Below are 20,753 nucleotides of genomic sequence, written 5' to 3' on the forward strand. Positions count from 1 at the left end.
TTGTAGTATTTTCGTGCTTTTTATAAACTTAATTCTGTTACAAACTCACCAATTATTTTTAAATCTGTCAATTCATCATCTTTTAATTCTATAGATTCAAAAGAAGTGTCAAAAGATAAAGGTTTCAGAACAATTGATTTATGTGACCAACTATTTTCAGTTGTGTTTTTTTCACTATGATATTCCTTAATAGTATAACCTGCACCAAAATCGGAATCTTGAATATTATAGTGTTGTGCTAAAACAATTCGACCCTCTCGAGTACCTCCAGAATATTTTTTAAAAAGACACCAAGAGCCATTCTCAATTCTTTTATTCATCGATTCTCCTATTATTTGACAGACGAAATAATCTTCTCTAACTGATATATTCATTGGTAATTCAACCCATTTCAAATTTTCGTATTCAGATTGTATTTGCATTTCACTAAAGTTACCTGCTGCTGCATATATGTCAAATATAGGTACTGAGTTAACATAAGGTTTAACTTCAGAAAAAGGTAAAATTCTTAATTTGCTTTCTGTTTCAAAAGAATTAATATTTTCTTTGAAATACTCCCTTAAATTTTTATCACAAGCATAAATAAATGTACCTTTTATAGCACGATACATAATTGTTTTATAAATGTTTATGATGTAATCTTTTAAATCTGCATCTGTAGTTTGTTGTTTTCCGTACTTATCAAAATATTTTTCTCTAACAATTTCGATTGTTTTTGTTTCCTTATTGTATGTTATTTCTTCTCCAAATATTACTCCTGTATAATTTAAATCATAACCTTGAGTTGTATGGATGCTACCAACTTCATTAAATGCATTTGGGGAGTTTACCCAATCTTCAGGAGTTCTATTCCACTGAAACTCTAAACCTTCTATTGTAATATCAATTGCGTTTGGTGTTTTTCCTCTAGTGTCAGAAATCCAAGGCCAAGAAAAGCCAGCAACTAATCTGCATAATTTAAATTTTTCTTCTCTAATTTTGAGTTCAGAATATAAGTCTTTTAATGAATCAAAAATTAATAGTTCATATTTATCCGAGATAAAATTTTGCTTTTGAGAGCGTTTTACCTTTAGTAGTTCATCAACAAATTTTATATAGTCATTTCCACCTTGTGAACGCATTTGAGATTTTAATTCAATTGATATTGAATCTTTTGCCTTTATTAAATTTTCAAATCGATAGGAATCAATATCAGATGGTTTTATAGATTGTGCTGAATCATAAAAAAATATTTGATTTTTACTATTAGCAATTATCCAATCTAGTTCAGTTCCACTGTCATCTAAACCTAATGTTTGATTGCATTTTTTAAATGCACCTCTCCAACTAATATTTTTATATTTGCGTAATCTATGTGCTTCATCAACAATCAGTAAATCATATTTCTTTTTAAAGGTTTGTGTAGGGCTTATTACCATTGATTTTTTTAAACCTGGTGTTTTTGAAAAAACGTTTTGTAATGTTTTACGTAATGAACTCATTGCAACAACAAATCCAATTTCAGCTTTTGGGTATTTTTCTTTAAAAGCTTTGATTAGATTTAATTCTTGAGTTTCACTTACACTTAAATTTTCATCATCTTTTTCTAAAATATCAGAACCAAGTAGTTTGATTAAAAATGAAGCGAGGATAGTTTTTCCAGTACCTGCACTTCCATTAATAAAAATTTGATTCTTACTTTTTTTGGTCAGAGCCTCAGTAATTTCAATTACCGAATTATATTGATCTTCATTAAGTGTTTTATATGGTGAATATTTAAATAGTTCTGAGTTTTCAATCTCTTCAAGAGATTTGCTAACAATATTATTTTCAATTAATTTACTCCAGATGGTTTTAAATAAATTCTGATATAAATCTTGCTGATAATAGTTATGGTTTATTAAACCAAAATTACCATTTTGTAGTTCATAAGTTCCCTCAGATGATATGTATTGAATTAGTTTTGATTCAATATCAAGAGTTGCAGATTTATTAAACTTGTCTGATCCTATTATTGATATTTGATTAAAAGCTTTTGCTTTTTTAGAATTAGCTAAATGATTTTTAATTCTATTAGAAAAATTAGTTGATTCACCAACATAGGCAACTTTATTTATTTCATTTTGAATAAAATAAACTAAAGGCCACTGGTTTTTAACCCAAATATTTTGGTTAATTTTATCAATTGAATTTTTATTGAAGTCGAAGCGTTCTGAAACTTCTACAGATAGTTCAAAGTTTGAAATCATAGTTTGTCATACTTTTTTGTAGTACCTTTTGCTTTGTCTATGGGATATTTTCTTCCATTACTTTCTATTTTGTCTAGAACAATTTTTTTTACATCAAATCCATATTTGTCTGCAAGTAAAAAGGCATAAGCAAAAACATCTGCTAATTCTTCTTTAACGGATTCTTTATTGGCTTCTTCTGGTTTTTTCCATAAATATTCTTCAAGTAATTCACTTGATTCTATATTTAGTGCAACAGCTAAGTCTTTAGGATTATGAAATTGTTCCCAATCTCGTTCGTTTCTAAATTCAATTAATTTCTCTATAATTCTTTTTATGTCACTCATGGTATATTTCGAATTTCTATGGTTTACCGGTATGAAATACAACGGTTTTGGCTAAGAAATGTAGCGTTTGACAAGCCGATTAATTTTCATATTAAAACTAAACAAAATAAACAGAAAACTAACTTTAGGGAAACATTAAATAAGTTTTACTTGTTTTTTACCACAGTACTTTGTTGGCTAAAGTACTGTGTTTGTCAGAATCGTATCTAACTTATGATTGATATAATAATTCCCTGCTCCTAATTTTTGTTTTATTAAAATTCCGTCTTTAGCCTATTTACTCAGATAATTACCAACTGTTTTTCTATACAAAGACAACTCTTTTGATAAGAAAATTGATTTTTCTTTACTTATAAAAAATATATGATAAGATTTTTTAAATTTCTTTACATTCATTTTTTAGCGTGCTAGGGTATTTTTGTCTACTTGTTATATCAAGTATTTAAGATAAAGACTACCTTTTATCCCCACAATTCTTATCAAATACTATTAAATAATTGTCACATTCGGAAACGGACTCTGGAACCGTAATGGTTTTCTATTTCTTTGATGTTGAATTTAGTAGTAGCTAAGGTTAACTTTTACTTTGGATAAATCAATCCTAATTATTGAATAAAATTTATACAATTATAGTAGAATCTATTTCAAAATTCTCTCTACACTTCTTTCATATATCATCAAAATAATAAGAGCTAATGAAACTATATATACAATAATCAGAAACCTTTATCTTTTGAATTATAAATAAAAACACCCACTTTCATAAAAAGCGGGTGTTAAAACGTGTATTTATTCTGTAACTACTTGAAACAACAAGTGGTTTTGCAGAGAGGAAGGGATTCGAACCCTCGGTACAGTTACCCATACACTACCTTTCCAGGGTAGCTCTTTCGACCACTCAGACACCTCTCTAAAATGGATTGCAAATAAACAAAATGTATTCTATATAAAACAAGTGTTTTACATAAAACTCACAAACATTTTATGCATGCAGAAACTCCGCATAAGTGAGTATTAGTTTTGTTGAAAAATAGTATTCGTTATGGAAAGAATCTTATATCAAATGGCAAAAGGCTCTCTATCTGCAGTTCTTAGAGGCTACCTTATTGTGTTTTTAGTGTTTTTGGGTTTCTTTCTTAAGGTACAATTAGATGACCATCCTAGTGAGGTAGCTCTTTTTAGAGAAAAAATAAAAAAAGAGATCGAATTACAAACAATTAAAGAACAAAAGGAAAAAGAACAACTCATAAAAGAAACCTTGGAGCGAATCAAAAAAGAGTCACAAAAATAAAGCTGTATAATCTATATCTTATTTTAAAATAGTAAATTTAATTTTCACAAAAATAAGGATATGAAACAAGTCAACTGGGGAATTATTGGTGTAGGTAATGTTTGCGAAGTAAAAAGCGCTCCCGGAATGTATAAAACACCTAACTCTACTGTAGTTGCTGTAATGCGTAGAGATGCTGAAAAGGCTAAAGATTATGCCAAAAGACATGGTATAGAAGAATGGACAACTAATGCGGATGAAATTATCAACCATCCAGATATTAATGCTGTTTATATTGCCACTCCTCCCAAATATCACAAAGCCTATGCGCTAAAAGTTGCAGAGGCTGGAAAGGCTTGTTACATAGAAAAACCTATGGCTATTACCCATCACGAATGTATGGAAATAGAAAAAGTGTTTAAAGCTAAAAACTTGCCTTTATACATTGCTTATTACAGAACTTGTTTGCCTAACTTTTTAAAAGTTAAAGAACTTATTAGCAACGGAACTATTGGAGAGCTGTTAAACGTACAACTCAATTTTACCAAACCTTTAGATGTTTTAGATGACGATTATGACAGCCGAAACTGGAGAGTAGATCCTAAAATTGCAGGTGATGGTTATTTTTACGATCTAGGATCTCATCAATTAAATATTTTAGAGTTTTTAATTGGCGAAATAGATTTTGTACAAGGTATCGCCATCAATCAATCTAAGATTTACAAATCTAACGATGTGGTTACTGCCAATATTTTATTTAAAAACAAAACCATCGGAACTTGTTTTTGGGCATTTAATCACGGTTTTAAAACTAGAAGAGATGAAATCATCATCAACGGAACCAAAGGGAATATAAAACTAGCTTGTTTTAACGATTCGCCTATGGTATTTACAGATATTGATGGAAAAACCGAAACCTATAACATTCCTTATCCAGAACATGTACAACAACCTTTAATTGGTTCTATCGTATCCGATTTAATTCACAAAACAAAACACACCTACAGCACAGGTAAAACTGGAAGTAAGACCAATTATTGGCTAGAACAAATTAGCGGATTGGTATCATAATTGATACTTGTACAACAAATAAAAAAAATCTTTAAAATGAATTTTAAATCTATTTTCACCTTTTTTATCGCTCTTATTTTAAGCTGTAATACCTTTGCCCAAAGTGATGTAAAAGCAATTGAAATTGCTCATAAAGTAATGGAAAGTATGGGAGGTGTAGAAAACTGGAACAATGTACATTACCTAAAATGGGATTTTGGAAAAAGAGTTCTACATTGGAATAAATGGACGGGAGATGTGAGAGTTACCTCTCCAAAGGATGAATTAGTCGTTTTGGTAAACATCAACACAAACAAAGGAAAAGCGTTTAAAAACGGAGTATTGGTTACCGATGCTAAAGAAACAACCCAACTTTTAAATCAGGCCAAAAAATGGTGGATTAACGATTCTTACTGGTTAACCATGCCATGGAAATTGTTAGACCCAGGAGTTACGTTAAAACTTCTAGAGAAAACTACGTTGGAAAATGGTCATAAAGCAGCTGTTTTACAAATGACTTTTGAAAACGTTGGGGTAACACCTAACAATAAATACCATGTGTATGTAGATGCAGAAGACAACTTAGTTAAACAATGGTCTTTCTTTTCAAAATTTTCAGATGAAAAACCAAAATTCACCAAACCTTGGGACAATTACCAAGAACTAAACAAAGTGTTATTATCTTTTGACAGAAGCGATTTTGGTCCTAAAAATGTAATTGCCAAACAAGAGTTTGATGGCCGCTTATTTACAGATTTATAATATTTAAAATAAATATTAATAACTAGCATTCTTTTACGACTAAGCCTAAACTAGTTTTATTCATTTAAATTAGAGTAACTTTTAACCATAGCTTATGAACAAAAGAGATTCATCTTACACAGGTTTTGTTTTTAAAAAATACGAAGCACCAGAACTTTCTATTTTTGACAAGCTGTTAGAGATTTTTAAAGAATTAATTACCCACACTTCTGGTGATGTGGACGAAGCTCTAAACTGGTTAGAAGAGTTAGACAAAACCTATCAACTAACCACAGCCGAGTATACTTTAGAAGATTTTAAACGTGACTTGTTTGACAAAGGATTCATACAAGAACGCACCCAACCCGATGGCAACTCTGGAACTGGCATTACGGCCAAAACAGAACGTGCCATTCGTCAACGTGCCTTGAATCAGATTTTTGGAAAGCTTAAAAAATCTGGATCGGGAAATCACAGTACTAAAAAAATAGGAACAGGTGATGATCTTACGGGAGAAACCAGAGCTTATCAATTTGGAGATGGTCTGGACAACGTATCTATGACCGAGAGTATTAAAAATGCCCAAATAAACAATGGAATTCACAATGGTTTTCAACTAACCGAAGATGATTTGGTGGTGAATGAAACCACTCATAAATCGCAAATGAGTACGGTTTTAATGATAGACATTAGCCACAGTATGATTTTGTACGGAGAAGACAGAATTACTCCTGCCAAAAAAGTAGCCATGGCTTTGGCCGAACTTATTACTACTCGTTACCCTAAAGACACTTTAGACATTATTGTTTTTGGAAACGATTCTTGGAGAATTTCTATTCAGGAACTCCCCTACTTACAAGTAGGTCCCTTTCATACCAACACGGTTGCTGGTTTGGAATTGGCTATGGACTTGTTAAGAAGAAAGAAAAACACCAACAAACAAATTTTTATGATTACGGATGGAAAACCAAGTTGTTTGCGTTTGCCCGATGGTCGTTATTATAAAAACAGTAATGGTTTAGATCAACATATTGTAAGTAAGTGTTACGACAAAGCAAGTCAGGCTAGAAAGTTACACATTCCCATTACCACCTTTATGATTGCTCAAGATCCTTATTTGATGCAATTTGTAAGAGCCTTTACACAAGCCAATCAAGGAAAAGCTTTTTACACAGGCTTACAAGGGTTGGGAGAAATGATTTTTGAAGATTACGAACAAAACAGAAAAAAAAGAATTAAAGGATAGCATGGAACATACAAACATCAAAACCTTGGGAGCTTTAAAAGCATCGGGGTATACCTATAAAAGCATTAAAGAAGAGCTAAGAAGCAATTTAATTGAACTAAAAAAAGCAAAACAAGACACCTTTACAGGAGTACATGGTTACGAAAAAACGGTGATTCCTCAACTAGAAAGAGCTATTTTATCTAAACATAACATCAATTTATTAGGACTACGTGGACAAGCAAAAACGCGTTTGGCTCGCCAAATGGTGAATTTGTTAGATGAATACATCCCCGTAGTAGCAGGTTCGGAAATTAACGATGATCCTTTACAACCTATTTCTCGTTTTGCCAAAGAATTAATTGTGGCACAAGGTGATGAAACTCCTATTACTTGGCTACATCGTTCGGAGCGTTTTGCTGAAAAACTAGCTACTCCAGATGTAACGGTTGCCGATATTATTGGAGATATAGACCCTATAAAAGCAGCTAATTTAAAACTCTCTTATGCTGATGATAGAGTAATACATTACGGAATGATTCCAAGAGCCAATAGATGTATTTTTGTAATTAATGAATTGCCCGATTTACAAGCTAGAATACAAGTAGCTTTGTTTAATATTTTACAAGAAGGAGACATTCAAATCCGTGGATTCAAATTGCGTTTTGACTTGGATATGCAATTTGTATTTACAGCCAATCCTGAAGATTACACCAATAGAGGAAGTATTATTACCCCTTTAAAAGATAGAATTGGTTCCCAAATTTTAACCCATTATCCAGAAAGTATAGAAATTGCCAAAACTATTACCCAACAAGAAGCCAAACTAGAAGAAAATCAGGCTAAAAATATTTACGTGCCTGAATTGGCCAAAGATATTTTAGAACAAATTGGTTTTGAAGCTAGAGAAAGTGAATTTGTAGATGTAAAAAGTGGAGTAAGTGCGCGTTTGAGTATTTCTGCTTATGAAAACTTAATGAGTACAGCAGAGTTAAGAATGCTAGCTTCTGGAGAAGCAAATACTACGGTTAGATTGAGTGATTTTATGGGAATAATTCCCGCTATTAATGGAAAAATAGAATTGGTTTACGAAGGAGAACAAGAAGGTGCTGCTTCTGTAGCCGAAAACTTAATTAACGATGCTATTAAGTCTTTATTTCCTGATTATTTCCCTGCCATTGAAAAATTAGTTAGAAAGCAAGACAGCACTCCTTATGATGAAATTATCAAATGGTTTATAGAAGGAACAGATTTTGAACTAGCAAACGATTTAACCAACAAAGAGTATCAAGTTCAATTAGACTACATACAACCATTATCGGATTTGCTAACAAAGTATCAACCCAATTTAGATGCTAAAGATCTAAACTTTTTTAAAGAGTTTGTTTTGTGGTCTTTGGTAACACATAAAAAATTAAGCAAAGTAGCCTTAGATGAAGGTTATGGTTTTACAGATACTTTTGAGAGTTTTATTGATGGAATTTAACATCTATTACCGTTCTTAAATTACTGATTTTACAACCTAAAAAAGCTCGCTACCATTTTATAGTAGCGAGCTTTTAATTTTGTAATTAGAACTTAAGGCAATTCAATAATATTGGTGGCATCAATTACTATTTTTCCATTATTTATTGCTGCATTTGCTAGAGAACCATTAAAAGTAGAGGCATTATCTACAAATGTTACTTTAGCTCCTGTATTAGAGTTTTTAATCTGTGCAGAAACACTATTTTGTGCATTAAAAACATTGTTTCCTTCAAACTTAATATACCCTTTTAAATATGTAGAAATTACTGCTGCATCTTTACTAGTAACCATGGTATTATTTTTAATTAATATATTCCCAGAACCTTTGGCTTTTTTCTCTGCAAGAGTAAATGTTCTACCTTGTCCATGCCCTACTTTACCTGTAGCAAAAATTAGAATTCCGTTATTATTAGGACTCTCTATCTTATTCTTCACAATACGAATATTCTTACTTTCATCTTCTATGTGAATAGGTTGAGAATAAGAAGCTGTTCCTCCTTTAAACACATTATTAAATACATATACATTACGTGTATTTGCAATCGCTAAATTGAAACTTTTAGTTAAGTTAAATGTATTGTTTGTTACATTTATATTGGCATGTTTTACCAAGTTTACTCCCAAACCATATGTAGGATCGGTTTCCCCTAACAAAGCTCCATCAAAAGAAATTTGATGACTACCATTCGTAAAAGTATTTTTATTTACTTTCCAAACATCCATTGTAGGACAATCACGTGCAACCAATCCAAACCAATTGTTAAAAAAACAATTATCTATAGTTACATTTTTAAAACTTCCTTCAAAAAACAACCCTCTAGTAGTTTCTGTAGGAATAGCTTGTTTAAAAGCACAATTCAAAAAACTAATATTAGCATACAACGTTAATCTGTTATTAATATTTCCTGAATTATTTACACTTCCTAAAAACACACATCTATAAGCTTTTCCATTGTTAATGTAAAACTGAATATTATCTATACTGATATTGTTAGATTTCACAACAAACATAGAATTGAAAATATGATTTCTAGATTGGTACGTTCCTGTACGTGTTAATTTATACTTTCCGTTACCTCTAGCAGCTCCTCTAATGTTTACATTTCCATTGTCTAAAACAATAGCTTTATCTGTAGCCGTAAAGTTTACATCTACATCTACTAAAATTTCTTTGGTTGCTGTTGCTTGGGCAATTGCGTTTACCAATTTTTGATAATTGGTTGCTCCGTTTTGTGAAGAAACATTAATTGTTTGTGTAATTGTAGCTGTACTACGTGCTTCTCCAGTATCAAACATGGATTGCTCTAAATTGTTATCTATATGTTGTTCTTCAATCTCATTTTTGCTACAAGATAGAATTAAAAACACAGTAAATAATAACACTAATTTTTTCATGATTAAATAGTTTTTTGGTGATCTCTAAAACTATTACTCATCTCTTTTTAGTTTGAATACATATGTGTTTAAAGAAAACACATATTGCTATTCAGTACACAGACTAGTTATTGAATAGTTAAAAAAACACAACAAAAACAATACTTAATACAAGTAAGTAATATATAAATTAAACAATCACTAAAAAAAAGAGTTTATTTTTAAATACATCAACCCTGTGGCTATGGCTATTCCAAAGCTCAACAAAGTTCCTATTAACACATATTCTGTTAGCAAACGATCTTTTGCCTGTGTTAAATCTCCAAAACGAAAAACCGATTTGGCTGCTAACAAAAACCCTATAGCCTCCCATTTGTCTAAAACAATAAAGACAAAAACCAATAAGCGTTCTAACATTCCAATGTATTTTCCTGCATTTTTTAAAGAACTATCGGCTTTGTTTATTTTTTTAAGAGCACTTCCCCACAAACTAAAGATCACTTTTAACGTTATAGAGCTTTCTACCGTTAACATAATAACAGCAATAGCTAAAAGTAAATGCTGTTCTGTTAGCAAAGTATTAATAGCTATTGTTGTTTCTTGAGTTGTTATTACAACTGCTGCTATTACAAGCAAATGTGCCAACTGATCTGCAAAAAATAAAATTCTCTTGTTTTTTAGAGGTTTGAACAACTTTATGACATCAATCACCCAATGAGAAAATGAAATAAACAATACAATTCCTATCCATTCCTTTTGAAAACCTACTAGTACAAACATTAACAAAGTATGTACAAAAGTATGCAGGTACAAATACTTTGATTTTAGTTTTTTCTGTTCTTTGTCTTTTACCCAATGATCAAACTGAAGGACAAAATCTCCTATAAAGTGAGCTAAAATCAATTTTAAAGCAAGCATAGTTTTTGTATTTCTTTTTCGTAATAATAGACACATTTCATAATTTCATCATAGCCTGCTGATTTTAAACTATAACTTACATTACTCTGTTTTTTATGTACCATTTCTGCAATTTCTATTTGCTTTGCATCAGGATGTTCTAATTGTTTCTGAACCACCTCTGCCATGGCAGGTTTCCAATTATCTAAGGTTAAAGTAGCTAAATCTAGCATGATATTTAGAACTTCATCTATCTCTTTCCAATCAGTTTTAATTGACAATGTACTCTTTTTTAATCCATCAAAAGCCTCTCCTGAATTGATAAAAGCAGGACCATTGGATGAAGTTACTTTTTCTGAACGATAAGTAATTTTGCCTATTCCAATTCCTATTCTAATATCTAAACCGGGTATTTGTTTGATAACTGCTTTTAACAAAATAGCAATTCTCAAAGCCTCGTTAGGAGTGGTTAACAATTGAATACTGTCTCCTCTGTACAATTCCCAAGTAATATACTCCTCACCTATGGTATTTAGCGTTTGTTTTAATGCCGTTAGCCAAATAGCTGGAGCTACTTTTCTTGAATTGACTATATCTGCTGTTATGACTGCTTTCATTTCTTAATTATATGCTTTTTATCATATATATGTAAATATATGCTTTTTATCATATAAAATAGAATATATTAAAATTATCATATACTACTTAACTAAATAAATTGGAAAAATTGAATTCTTAATACAGTTTATTGTGCCTAAAAACTGCTCAAACTAACAGAGCCAATCATACTACCTTCTAGGCTGTCTGTTTGGTCTGGGAGCTTGTTCTAATTCTTCTTTAGAAATAAACCCATCACTGTTTGTATCCATATTAGAAAAATTTTGCTGTAAAGGTCCTTTTATTTCTTCTTTGGATAATTTTCCATCTTTATTTGTATCCATGTACTCCATAAGTTGAGAAGCACTTGGTCTTTCTCCTTGTCTTTGTCTACCTTGTTGATTATTTCCTTGGGGTCTTCTACGTTCTTTTTGAATAACTTCTCCCATTAAACATCTACTTACATACGGAAATTCATCGGTTACTAAATAGCTGTATTTACCCTCTATTTTTACACCATTACACTCGTCCAAATCTCCAGCACCTTCTACATATTCAAAATCTGAAGTATACGTACCATCATGACCATCTTCTACAGAAACCTCAATGGTTTTCTTAGGATTGGTATAGGTACAATCTTCTCCGTTTCTATCTCCATCTACTAACTGATAACTCGATTTGTAAGCACCACTTTTAGAGTAGTAAATAGGAAATCCATCATGAGCAAAACCAATATGGATTAAGTCTTTAGAACTATCACTATTTTTTACTACAGAAGTTGGAGTACCATGATAATGATACGCTCCCGTTGGTTGTACGTGTGCATTGTTAAAATCTAATCCAAGATTAATTAAATCTTGAAAAGCCTCTACTCTATAGTTCTCACCCGTTTCACAAACAACAACCTCTGCTGTACCTGGTTCAAACTTAACTCCATTAATTGCTACCCCAGGCTCTCTAACCCAAGTTGGTTTGCCTGTCCATTTTGGATGCAAAGGAAATTCATAAGTTCTGTTTTGAGCAGAGATTGTGTTTGGATTTCCTTTTCTTGGAAATTCACCTGTTTTATGATCGGGTAATGAATTGGTCTCCATTATACGTTTATCTCCTTTAATAGTCACCTTAGTTTCCGTACCAAAACTTTTATCTTTCAATTCATAAGTCCCAAAATAATCCTTAACCTCTAAATGACCTGAAGCATGAGAATGATGATGTGTTTTAGTTTCTTTATGACTATTACAACCTATCAAGCTTGTTAATAATACCGTTCCTACAATTAAATATTTTGTATTCATATTTGTGTTATTAATTTTTATTCTTCACTAATTTAATTCTCTACAAATGAAACAGTAACAACCAATTTTACCCTACGCTATAAAGACATTAAGTTACAACTATTTGCAATTGTTTATAAATATCTTGTTTTCATCCAAAAAAACAAGTCATAACAAGGGTGAAACAATTATTTTAGCTCGTCCTAAAATAATCTACTTCTAACTTCTATGGCAAACGAAAAAAACTGGTTAAATTATTATAAAAACAGCTTAACGGATAGTGAGAATCTTGCTGTAGATATTAGTAGAATTAAAAATTTATACGAAGAAAAAACCTGTTTTATAGGAAATGGAACCCTAAATGCAAAGCACGCAACAGAAATGTTGGATGCAGAAGAACGCAGAATTAATAGATTAAAAGGAATCAATAAAAAGGACCATGCTAGCTGGCGAGAAATTACAGAAACTGAAATTTTAATAGCTCCGTTTTATTTAGAGTTTACCACATCAGAGAGTACTACAAACAACAAACCTGTTAGACCGTTTTGGATTCCAGCCAAAGTAAATAGATCTGGGCAACTATCTGTTTCCAAAGAGTTATTTCCACTAGTGGTACGTAATTATTTAGCTCCCATGGCTGATGTACAAAACGATTTTATTTTTTCTTCTACCGATAAAATCATCAATGCCAAAGAAATAGAAGAACCTATAGCAGAAGATGAAGAAACTCCCGTTCCTTGGGATGAATACTGGGACTATGTAAATGAGGTTTTTAAAAATATTACTTACCGAACCATTCATAATTACAGAACAGAAGGTTACCAAACCATACATCAAGTAATGTATTTTGCTACCAGTTCTAAAATTGCTACAGCCAAAAGTATTTTGTTTTTGTATGATCATATTTTAGATGAATTAGAGGATTTACCCCTACTTTCTAAAATTATCAACCCTGTAAACAGAGAACGAAAAAATGCCATTACAGACTACGGATTTTTAGACTACAATCATTTTCATTCAGGTCAAATGTCTAATAAATTTCCGCTTTCTATTAGTCAGCGTAAAACCTTATTGTCTTATTTAACCGCAGAAGAAAATTCGGTTACAGCCGTTAACGGACCTCCAGGAACAGGAAAAACAACTTTGCTACAAAGTGTAGTTGCTACAGAATTTGTAAAATCTGCCATTTTAGGAGATGAAGCTCCGGTAATTTTAGCCTGTTCTAGTAACAACCAAGCGGTGACTAATATTATTGATAGTTTTATCAACTCTGAAAGTACGCTTAAAAGTTTATCAGAACGATGGATTCCTAACTTTAATGGATATGCTACTTATTTACCTTCCAATTCTAAAAGTTTAAAAACCTTAGAGAACATCAACTTTTTAAAAGGAAACTTGTTTGGACACGAAGGAACTTTGTGTGATTTAGAAGATGAGCAATATATTTTTGAAGCAGAAACCTACTTTTTTAACAAGTTTAAAGACTACTACGGATTTGAATTAGAGTCTTTAGAAGAGGTATGCGATCACTTACAAGAAGAAATTGTATTGATTAACGATGAACTCAATAACGGTACTCGTATTTGTAGTGATTATATTAGTTCTATTGATCAAATCAATGCTATTTTAATTCATCCTGAAGATAAAATTCAAAAAGACAAAATTCAGATTTCTAAATTAAAAGAATGGAGAGATCAAATGAAAACCTTAAAGTCTGGAGCTAAAAAAGCCAACTTTATAGAGCTAGTAGCCACTATTTTTTGTAGCAATATACAAGCTACAAATCTTGCCGATTATACTTTTAAAATAGATGCTACAATACTATCTGACGAAGGAAAAGCACTTGAATTTATCAAAAACTGTTTGGCCAATTTAAATGTAGCCTTACAATCTAACATTAAGCTAAACAACTGGAAATTAAAAAACAACATCAAAGGATATCCTTTTGTGTCGGAAGCACAAATGTGGGATTTTGAATATCAAAAACTAAAATCTACCCACAAAACACATCAATATTTTTACGATGAATTAGATGTGAGTTTAAGACACAAAGCCTTTTTATTAGCCACTCACTATTGGGAAGCAAGGTGGTTAGAAGCTACCTATGATGCCCTAGAAAACGAAACAGAAAAAGGAACTGGAGAAAAAGTGATTAGTGCCAAATGGAAACGTAGGGCTATGTTAACACCGTGTTTTGTAGCTACCTTTTACATGGCACCCCCTCATTTTGTGTACAGTCAATTTCAGGGAGAAAACGCAGCAGGAAAACCTATTTTTGAATATTTACCGCTTTTTAATTTTATTGATTTATTAATTATTGATGAAGCTGGACAAGTAACACCAGAAGTAAGTATTCCGTTATTTTCTTTGGCTAAAAAAGCCATTGTGGTAGGCGATTTACAACAAATAGAACCCATTTGGTCTATTCCCCTTAAAATTGATCAGGGAAATTTAGCCAATCAAAACATTATTTCTAACTACGAACAAACTGATATTTTAAAAGAATTAGGATTTTTATCTTCCAATGGAAGTATTATGAAAATGGCTCAGAATGCTTGTGAGTTTGAAACTTTATTACCTACAGGAAATCAACCAGGAATGGTTTTATTAGAACACCGTAGGTGTAATGATGAGATTATTGGATTTTGTAACGAATTGGCTTATGGGGGAATTTTAAAACCTATGAAAGGAATTGCTTCTGAGGATCAAATTTTTCCATCTATGTTGGCTTATCATATAGAAGGAGTTAGTGAACGCAGGTACAATAGTCGTTGTAATTTAAATGAAGTTCATGCCATTATTAAATGGTTACGTCAGCACGAAGAGGCCATTCAAGAAGCTTACCAAGTAACTTCTGTAGAAAAAGTTTTGGGTATTATTACTCCATTTGCTAGTCAAAAAACAGAACTATCTAAAGCCTTAATGGAAGCTGGTTATAAAATTAACGACATTAAACTAGGAACTGTACATGCTTTGCAAGGAGCAGAAAGAGATATTGTTTTGTTTAGCTCTGTATATAGTAATTTAGATGAAGGAACTTTATTTTTTGACAAAGACAATAAACCTAACATGTTAAACGTTGCCGTTTCTAGAGCCAAAGACAGCTTTATTTTATTTGGAGACACACGTGTGTTTGATGAAAGTAAACAAACTCCCTCTGGAGTCTTAAAAAAACATTTAAGTGTTTTAGAAATGGTTACTTAACAAGAAAAACCCCGTTCAATAAAGTATTGAACGGGATTTAAAATTAACTAAACTAAAAACTATAACTCTTTTTTATTAATACTACCAATTAGAATTCGTATTTAATTCATTTTGAGGAATTGGATAATATTCATGTTTTGAGATATTAAAAAATTCTTTTCCGACTTTATCGCTATTTGAGATTTCTTGCTCTAACAATCCCCATCTTTTTAAGTCATAAAACCTATGTCCTTCTCTAAAGAACTCTATCATTCTTTGATGTCTAATTTCCTCTAACATTTCTGATTTTATTTTACCTATACTCAAAGGAGCTAAATTTGCTCTATTTCTAATTCTATCAATTAACGGATAAGCCTCTGATATTTTATCTTGCATAATTAAAGCTTCAGCTTGCATTAATAAGATATCCGAAAAACGTAATATTTTTTCATTAATTTCAGAAATTTTAATTCCCTCATTATCATCTCTCCAGTTTTGATATTTTTTAATCATAGAATTAAATCCAAACTGCAAAGTATACTCCGAAAAAGGCTTGTTATAAAAAACAGCTCCTGGATAATTCCACATAATAGAAGCATACATTCTAGGGTCAAAATCATTGGTTGTTGTTTTTTCTTTTTGAAATTCATTAAATATTTTATTCGTTGGAAAACCTTCGAACCAACCACCAACTTCAGCAGGAGCAAAGAATTGACCATTTACATTTCCTTGAGACTCATTTGCGTTTTCAGTTTGACCAATATTTGTACCTCCAACATTTTGAAATTGAATTTCAAATAACGATTCTTTATTATTATCATGTTCTTTCAAAAAATTATCTTCATAATTAGACAATAAATCATAGCTATAAGGAGCTTTGGAAGTTCCTGTAGCATCAATTAAAATAGAAAACTCAGTTTCGGCTTGATCCCATTTTTCTTGATATAAATAAGCTTTCCCTAAAAAGCCTATAGCAGCTCCTTTGGTTGCTCTTCCTACCCATTCGCTAGAATAAGATACTGGTAAAAATTCTTTGGCCTCTTTAAGGTCATCTTCAATTAGTTTCCAAACCTCTTCTTCTGAAGAATGTGTCTTAAAATACTCCTCTTTAGATTTAGGAACCTCAGTAACAATAGCTACATCTCCAAAATTAATTACTAAATAAAAATAATTTAAGGCTCTTAAAAATTTAGCTTCTGCTATAAATATATTTTTTTGAGTTTCAGTTAACTCAGCATTAGGTGTATATTCAATTACTTGATTGGCTCTGAAAATACCTGTATAAAAACCTTCAAAAATTTTTGAAACATTTACATTTGTAGATGCATTATTGAATGTTGATAATTTATAAAAATCAGCAACATCATTTCTAATATAAAAATCATCTCCTCTTCCATTTGCTATAGGGATACCTGTATTATTATAATACCCTGTCTTTTTACTTTTAAATGTTTTATAAGTTGCCGCCAACCCCATTAATATATCATTTTCATTTTTCCAGTAGTTTTCTTGGGTGATTACATTCGGGTTAATTTGTTCTAATTCGTTTGTACATGCATTTAACAGAGTTACAAGCATGAATATATATATGTAATTTTTCATTTGTATTTCTTTTAAATTAAAATGTTAATTGAATTCCTGTTAAAAAAGTACTAGACAGGGGATAAGCTAAGGAACCAAAATCTACACCTCTACTTAAAATAGAACCATTACTTCCTAAATCTGGATTAAATCCTTTGTACTTTGTAATAGTGAACAAATTATCTGCACTAACGTAAAGTCTTAAATTAGTTAAACCTACCTGCTTTAATAATGGTTTTGAAAAACTATATCCTAATTGAAATGTTTTAAACCTTAAATAAGAACCGTCCTCTAAGAATCTACTAGAGGTTTGATCATTTCTATTAGGATCATTAATTACAGCTCTAGGCATACTAGTATTCGTATTTGTAGGAGTCCATGCATTTAATGTTGACGATGCATAATTATATTCAGCATCCATCCCTTCTAAATCTTGTCTTAATCCATTGTAAATTTTATTCCCATGAGTTCCTTGAAAATACAATCTCATATCAAAACCTCTCCATTCAAAATTACCACCAAAACCAAATGTAAAATCAGGAGTAGGACTTCCTAAATACTGTCTATCATTCTGATCTATTTTACCATCATTATTATAATCTATAAACCTCACATCACCTGGTTGAGCATTGGGTTGAATTAAATTCCCATTTTTTGTGTAATCATCTATTTCTTGTTGTGTTTGAAACAATCCGTCTTCTTTAATTAAGTAAAAAGCTCCTACAGGACCACCAGCTTGTGTTATTGTTGTTAACGCATCATGTATTGTTGCAGTTCCTCCAAAAATTTGCTGAGAACCAGTACCCAAACTATTTACATTATTTTTAATAGCTGTAATACTACCTGTTAACTCATAATTAAAATCCTTAATTGAATTGCTATATGAAGCTGAAAATTCAAAACCTTTATTTGAGATTTCTCCTGCATTTACATAAGGACTATTTCCACTAGCCCCTGTAGATAAAGGAATTGGTACTTGTAAAATAATATCAGAATTTTTCTTGATAAAATAATCCGCTATTATTTTTAATTTATTATCAAAGAAACCTAAATCCGTACCAAAATTTAATGTTTTTGATACTTCCCATTTGATATCTGGAGATGCAAAAGCAGTTTGAATTGCACCTGACCATAAATTCTGATTTTGTCCTGAGACATAATTTGTATTTAAGTTAATTGTAGAATTATATCTATAATTACTAAAGTTTTGACTTCCTAAAACCCCATAACTAACACGTAATCTAGCGCTATTCATCGTAGCATTTTTGTTGTAAAAGTCTTCACTTGAAATATTCCAAGCTGCTGACAAAGAGGGAAAATATCCATATCGATTATTTTTTCCAAACCTAGACGACCCATCTCTCCTTAAAATCCCTGTCAATACATATTTGTTATCATATGTATACATCATTCTTCCAAAATAAGAAATCAACACATTTTCACTTGCATTACTTCCTGTCTGGATATTTGTTGTACCAGCATCTAAAACTTTTATTCCTTCAGGCATACCACTTTTACTTCCTGTTAAAGTTCTATATTTTGTCGCCTGATAACTATACCCTAACAATGTTTTTAAACTACTTTTACCAAACTTTGTATCATAAGTTAATGTATGCTCTAATAAGGTTGTATTTGTTTCATTTCTAGACTCTGTTAAATCAGCGTTTAAATTTGTGAAAAAGGTACCTATTTCATAAGCAGGAGTATAATACATATTATATGTGTTATTATTTGTATACCCTAGATTAAATTTATAGGTCAATCCTTTTGTTATAGAGGCTTTCAAATAAGCATTTATCACTGTTCTTTTTTCATTATCTTGTGGTTTTATTAAATTTGATTGCGCTACTGGGTTTATAACAGTTACCACTGGTCCATATGCACCTGCATAACCTCCAACTGCATTTGCATCGTAAATATCAAAAACAGGAATCATTTTAGCCGCAGAACCTGCAGAGTTTCCTCCTTGTCCTTGTCCCCAACCACTTAAAATTCCATTTGTAGTTCCATTAGATAAAAGAACTGTTTCTCCTATGGTAAAACGTCCCTTTTTTATCTCTGACTTTAACCTTAAATTTAACCTATTATAATCTGTATTTATTACAATTCCCTTCTGAGACAAATATCCACCCGATAAACTGTATGTATAATTATCTCCTCCACCACTAATATTTAAGTTGTAGTTTTGTGTAGGAGCTATTCTATAAATTTCATTTTGCCAATCAGTCCCTTTTCCTAAAGATGTTGGATTCTGTGCTAAATTTAATCTAGGTAAACCAGCATTATCATGAGCTGCATTACTTACATTGGCCCATTGTTCTGCATTTAAAACATCTAATTTTTTTGTGATTTTTTGAATACCACTATAAGCACTTACACTTACTTTTGTTTCTCCTTTTTTCCCTGATTTTGTTTTTATAATCACCACTCCATTAGCTGCTCTAGAACCATAAATAGCTGCTGCGGAAGCATCTTTTAAAATATTCATTGAGGCGATATCAGTTGGGGCTATATTATTTATATCTGAAACCTGTACTCCATCTACGATATACAATGGATCGTTATTCCCTAGAGATCCAGTTCCTCTAATTAAAATTCTAACTCCTGATCCTGGATTTCCTCCCGCAGATTCTACCTGAACCCCTGCTACTTTACCTTGTAATGATTTTGTTATCGTATTAGCACCTTGACTTACAACGTCGTCTGCTTTAATAGTCGCTACAGCTCCTGTTACTTCATGTCTACTCTCTTTTCCATATCCTACCATTACTACGGCATCTAATTCACTAACATCTTGTTCTAAAACAACATCTATGTTTGTTTTTCCGTTTAAAGCTACTTCTTTGTCTTTGTAACCTACATAAGAAAACATTAAAGTAATATTCTTGTTAGCTACAGCAAGTGTATAGTTTCCATCAAAGTCAGTAATCGTACCTTTTGTAGTTCCTTTTACTACTACGTTAGCTCCAGGTATGGGCATTCCAAGTTCATCGCTAACCACACCTTTTACTAAAACTTGCTGTTGTATTACCTTTACAGCTTGTGGTTTATTTTTGGTTAATACAATTTGCTCTTCTAATATTTTATAATGAATATCGGTATTTGTAAATAGTTTTATTAGTACACTCTCAACTACCTCATCATAAGCAAACATAGTTACTTTATGATTTAGGTTTATTTCTTCTTTGCTATAAAAGAAACTGTATTCTGTATCCTTTTCTATTTTTTCTATTACCTGTAAGATGGTAGCAGACTCCTCCTCTATGGTAATTTTCTTAGTTTGAGAAAATCCTGTTTTGGCTTGTATCTGAAAAACACTTACTAGTAAAAATAGAAGGGAAAATTTCATTTTTAAATCAAATTTTAAAAAGGCACAGCGATGCCCATATAAATTGTCGTTTTTTTTCATAATTTTGAATGATTTTTGTTTTTAATCGGACTTAAATCTTTTACCATCGGAAGATGTTGGCCCATCTTCCG

14 protein-coding genes and 1 tRNA gene are annotated in these 20,753 nt (G+C 31.3%); 6 read left to right on the top strand and 9 right to left on the bottom strand.

Translation table 11 applies throughout. From position 1 onward, the window contains the following. Nucleotides 1-20 precede the first annotated feature (20 nt). From GGR97_RS07305 to GGR97_RS07315, 3 genes are all read right to left on the bottom strand, one after another. Entirely contained in the window at nt 21-2,228 is a 2,208-nt protein-coding gene (locus GGR97_RS07305) for a DNA/RNA helicase domain-containing protein (protein WP_167897869.1), read from the bottom strand. Then, nucleotides 2,225-2,554 (bottom strand): nucleotide pyrophosphohydrolase, encoded by a 330-nt coding sequence (locus tag GGR97_RS07310; protein WP_167897870.1) that lies wholly within the window; start codon nt 2,552-2,554, stop codon nt 2,225-2,227. Before GGR97_RS07310 ends, GGR97_RS07305 begins: the two co-directional genes overlap by 4 nt. 825 nt (nt 2,555-3,379) lie before the next feature. Beyond that, nucleotides 3,380-3,466 (bottom strand) — tRNA-Ser (locus GGR97_RS07315). A gap of 130 nt (nt 3,467-3,596) precedes the next feature. Between GGR97_RS07315 and GGR97_RS07320 the strand changes: the two genes are divergently transcribed. The 5 genes from GGR97_RS07320 (at nt 3,597) to GGR97_RS07340 (ending at nt 8,326) form a co-directional block, all read left to right on the top strand. Next, nucleotides 3,597-3,845 (top strand): hypothetical protein, encoded by a 249-nt coding sequence (locus tag GGR97_RS07320; protein WP_167897871.1) that lies wholly within the window; start codon nt 3,597-3,599, stop codon nt 3,843-3,845. A gap of 60 nt (nt 3,846-3,905) precedes the next feature. Then, nucleotides 3,906-4,895, top strand: a complete 990-nt coding sequence (locus GGR97_RS07325) for a Gfo/Idh/MocA family protein (protein WP_167897872.1) — start codon at nt 3,906-3,908, stop codon at nt 4,893-4,895. Nucleotides 4,896-4,931: 36 nt separating this feature from the next. Continuing rightward, entirely contained in the window at nt 4,932-5,636 is a 705-nt protein-coding gene (locus GGR97_RS07330; protein ID WP_167897873.1) for a hypothetical protein, read from the top strand. A gap of 94 nt (nt 5,637-5,730) precedes the next feature. Beyond that, nucleotides 5,731-6,861, top strand: a complete 1,131-nt coding sequence (locus GGR97_RS07335) for a vWA domain-containing protein (RefSeq protein ID WP_167897874.1) — start codon at nt 5,731-5,733, stop codon at nt 6,859-6,861. Between the two features lies 1 nt (nt 6,862). Further along, the gene (locus tag GGR97_RS07340; protein WP_167897875.1) at nt 6,863-8,326 is read left to right on the top strand and encodes a magnesium chelatase; all 1,464 of its coding nucleotides are present in this window, start codon (nt 6,863-6,865) and stop codon (nt 8,324-8,326) included. A gap of 92 nt (nt 8,327-8,418) precedes the next feature. On the opposite strand, the gene GGR97_RS07345 is transcribed toward GGR97_RS07340, so the two are convergent. The 4 genes from GGR97_RS07345 to GGR97_RS07360 form a co-directional block, all read right to left on the bottom strand. Beyond that, entirely contained in the window at nt 8,419-9,762 is a 1,344-nt protein-coding gene (locus GGR97_RS07345; RefSeq protein WP_167897876.1) for a hypothetical protein, read from the bottom strand. A 180-nt stretch (nt 9,763-9,942) separates the two neighbouring features. Next, nucleotides 9,943-10,659 (bottom strand): DUF3307 domain-containing protein, encoded by a 717-nt coding sequence (locus GGR97_RS07350; protein WP_167897877.1) that lies wholly within the window; start codon nt 10,657-10,659, stop codon nt 9,943-9,945. After that, complete coding sequence (locus GGR97_RS07355) at nt 10,647-11,255, bottom strand: SatD family protein (RefSeq protein WP_167897878.1); 609 nt, start codon at nt 11,253-11,255, stop codon at nt 10,647-10,649. The genes GGR97_RS07350 and GGR97_RS07355 overlap by 13 nt, the downstream gene beginning before the upstream one ends. Before the next feature lie 171 nt (nt 11,256-11,426). Further along, nucleotides 11,427-12,530 carry a YHYH protein gene (locus GGR97_RS07360; protein WP_167897879.1) on the bottom strand — a complete coding sequence of 368 codons (1,104 nt, stop codon included), beginning with the start codon at nt 12,528-12,530 and terminating at the stop codon, nt 11,427-11,429. Nucleotides 12,531-12,737: 207 nt separating this feature from the next. On the opposite strand from GGR97_RS07360, the gene GGR97_RS07365 reads away from it, so the two are divergent. Continuing rightward, entirely contained in the window at nt 12,738-15,713 is a 2,976-nt protein-coding gene (locus tag GGR97_RS07365) for a DEAD/DEAH box helicase (protein ID WP_167897880.1), read from the top strand. An 81-nt stretch (nt 15,714-15,794) separates the two neighbouring features. On the opposite strand, the gene GGR97_RS07370 is transcribed toward GGR97_RS07365, so the two are convergent. Together GGR97_RS07370 and GGR97_RS07375 are read right to left on the bottom strand one after the other, a co-directional pair. Continuing rightward, nucleotides 15,795-17,294: a RagB/SusD family nutrient uptake outer membrane protein gene (locus GGR97_RS07370; protein WP_167897881.1), complete on the bottom strand. Its 1,500-nt coding sequence runs from the start codon at nt 17,292-17,294 to the stop codon at nt 15,795-15,797. Between the two features lie 16 nt (nt 17,295-17,310). Continuing rightward, nucleotides 17,311-20,682 carry a TonB-dependent receptor gene (locus GGR97_RS07375; protein ID WP_167897882.1) on the bottom strand — a complete coding sequence of 1,124 codons (3,372 nt, stop codon included), beginning with the start codon at nt 20,680-20,682 and terminating at the stop codon, nt 17,311-17,313. Nucleotides 20,683-20,753: the final 71 nt, after the last annotated feature.

It is taken from the genome of Wenyingzhuangia aestuarii (genome assembly GCF_011927765.1).
In the GTDB taxonomy this organism is placed as follows: Bacteria; Bacteroidota; Bacteroidia; order Flavobacteriales; family Flavobacteriaceae; genus Wenyingzhuangia; species Wenyingzhuangia aestuarii.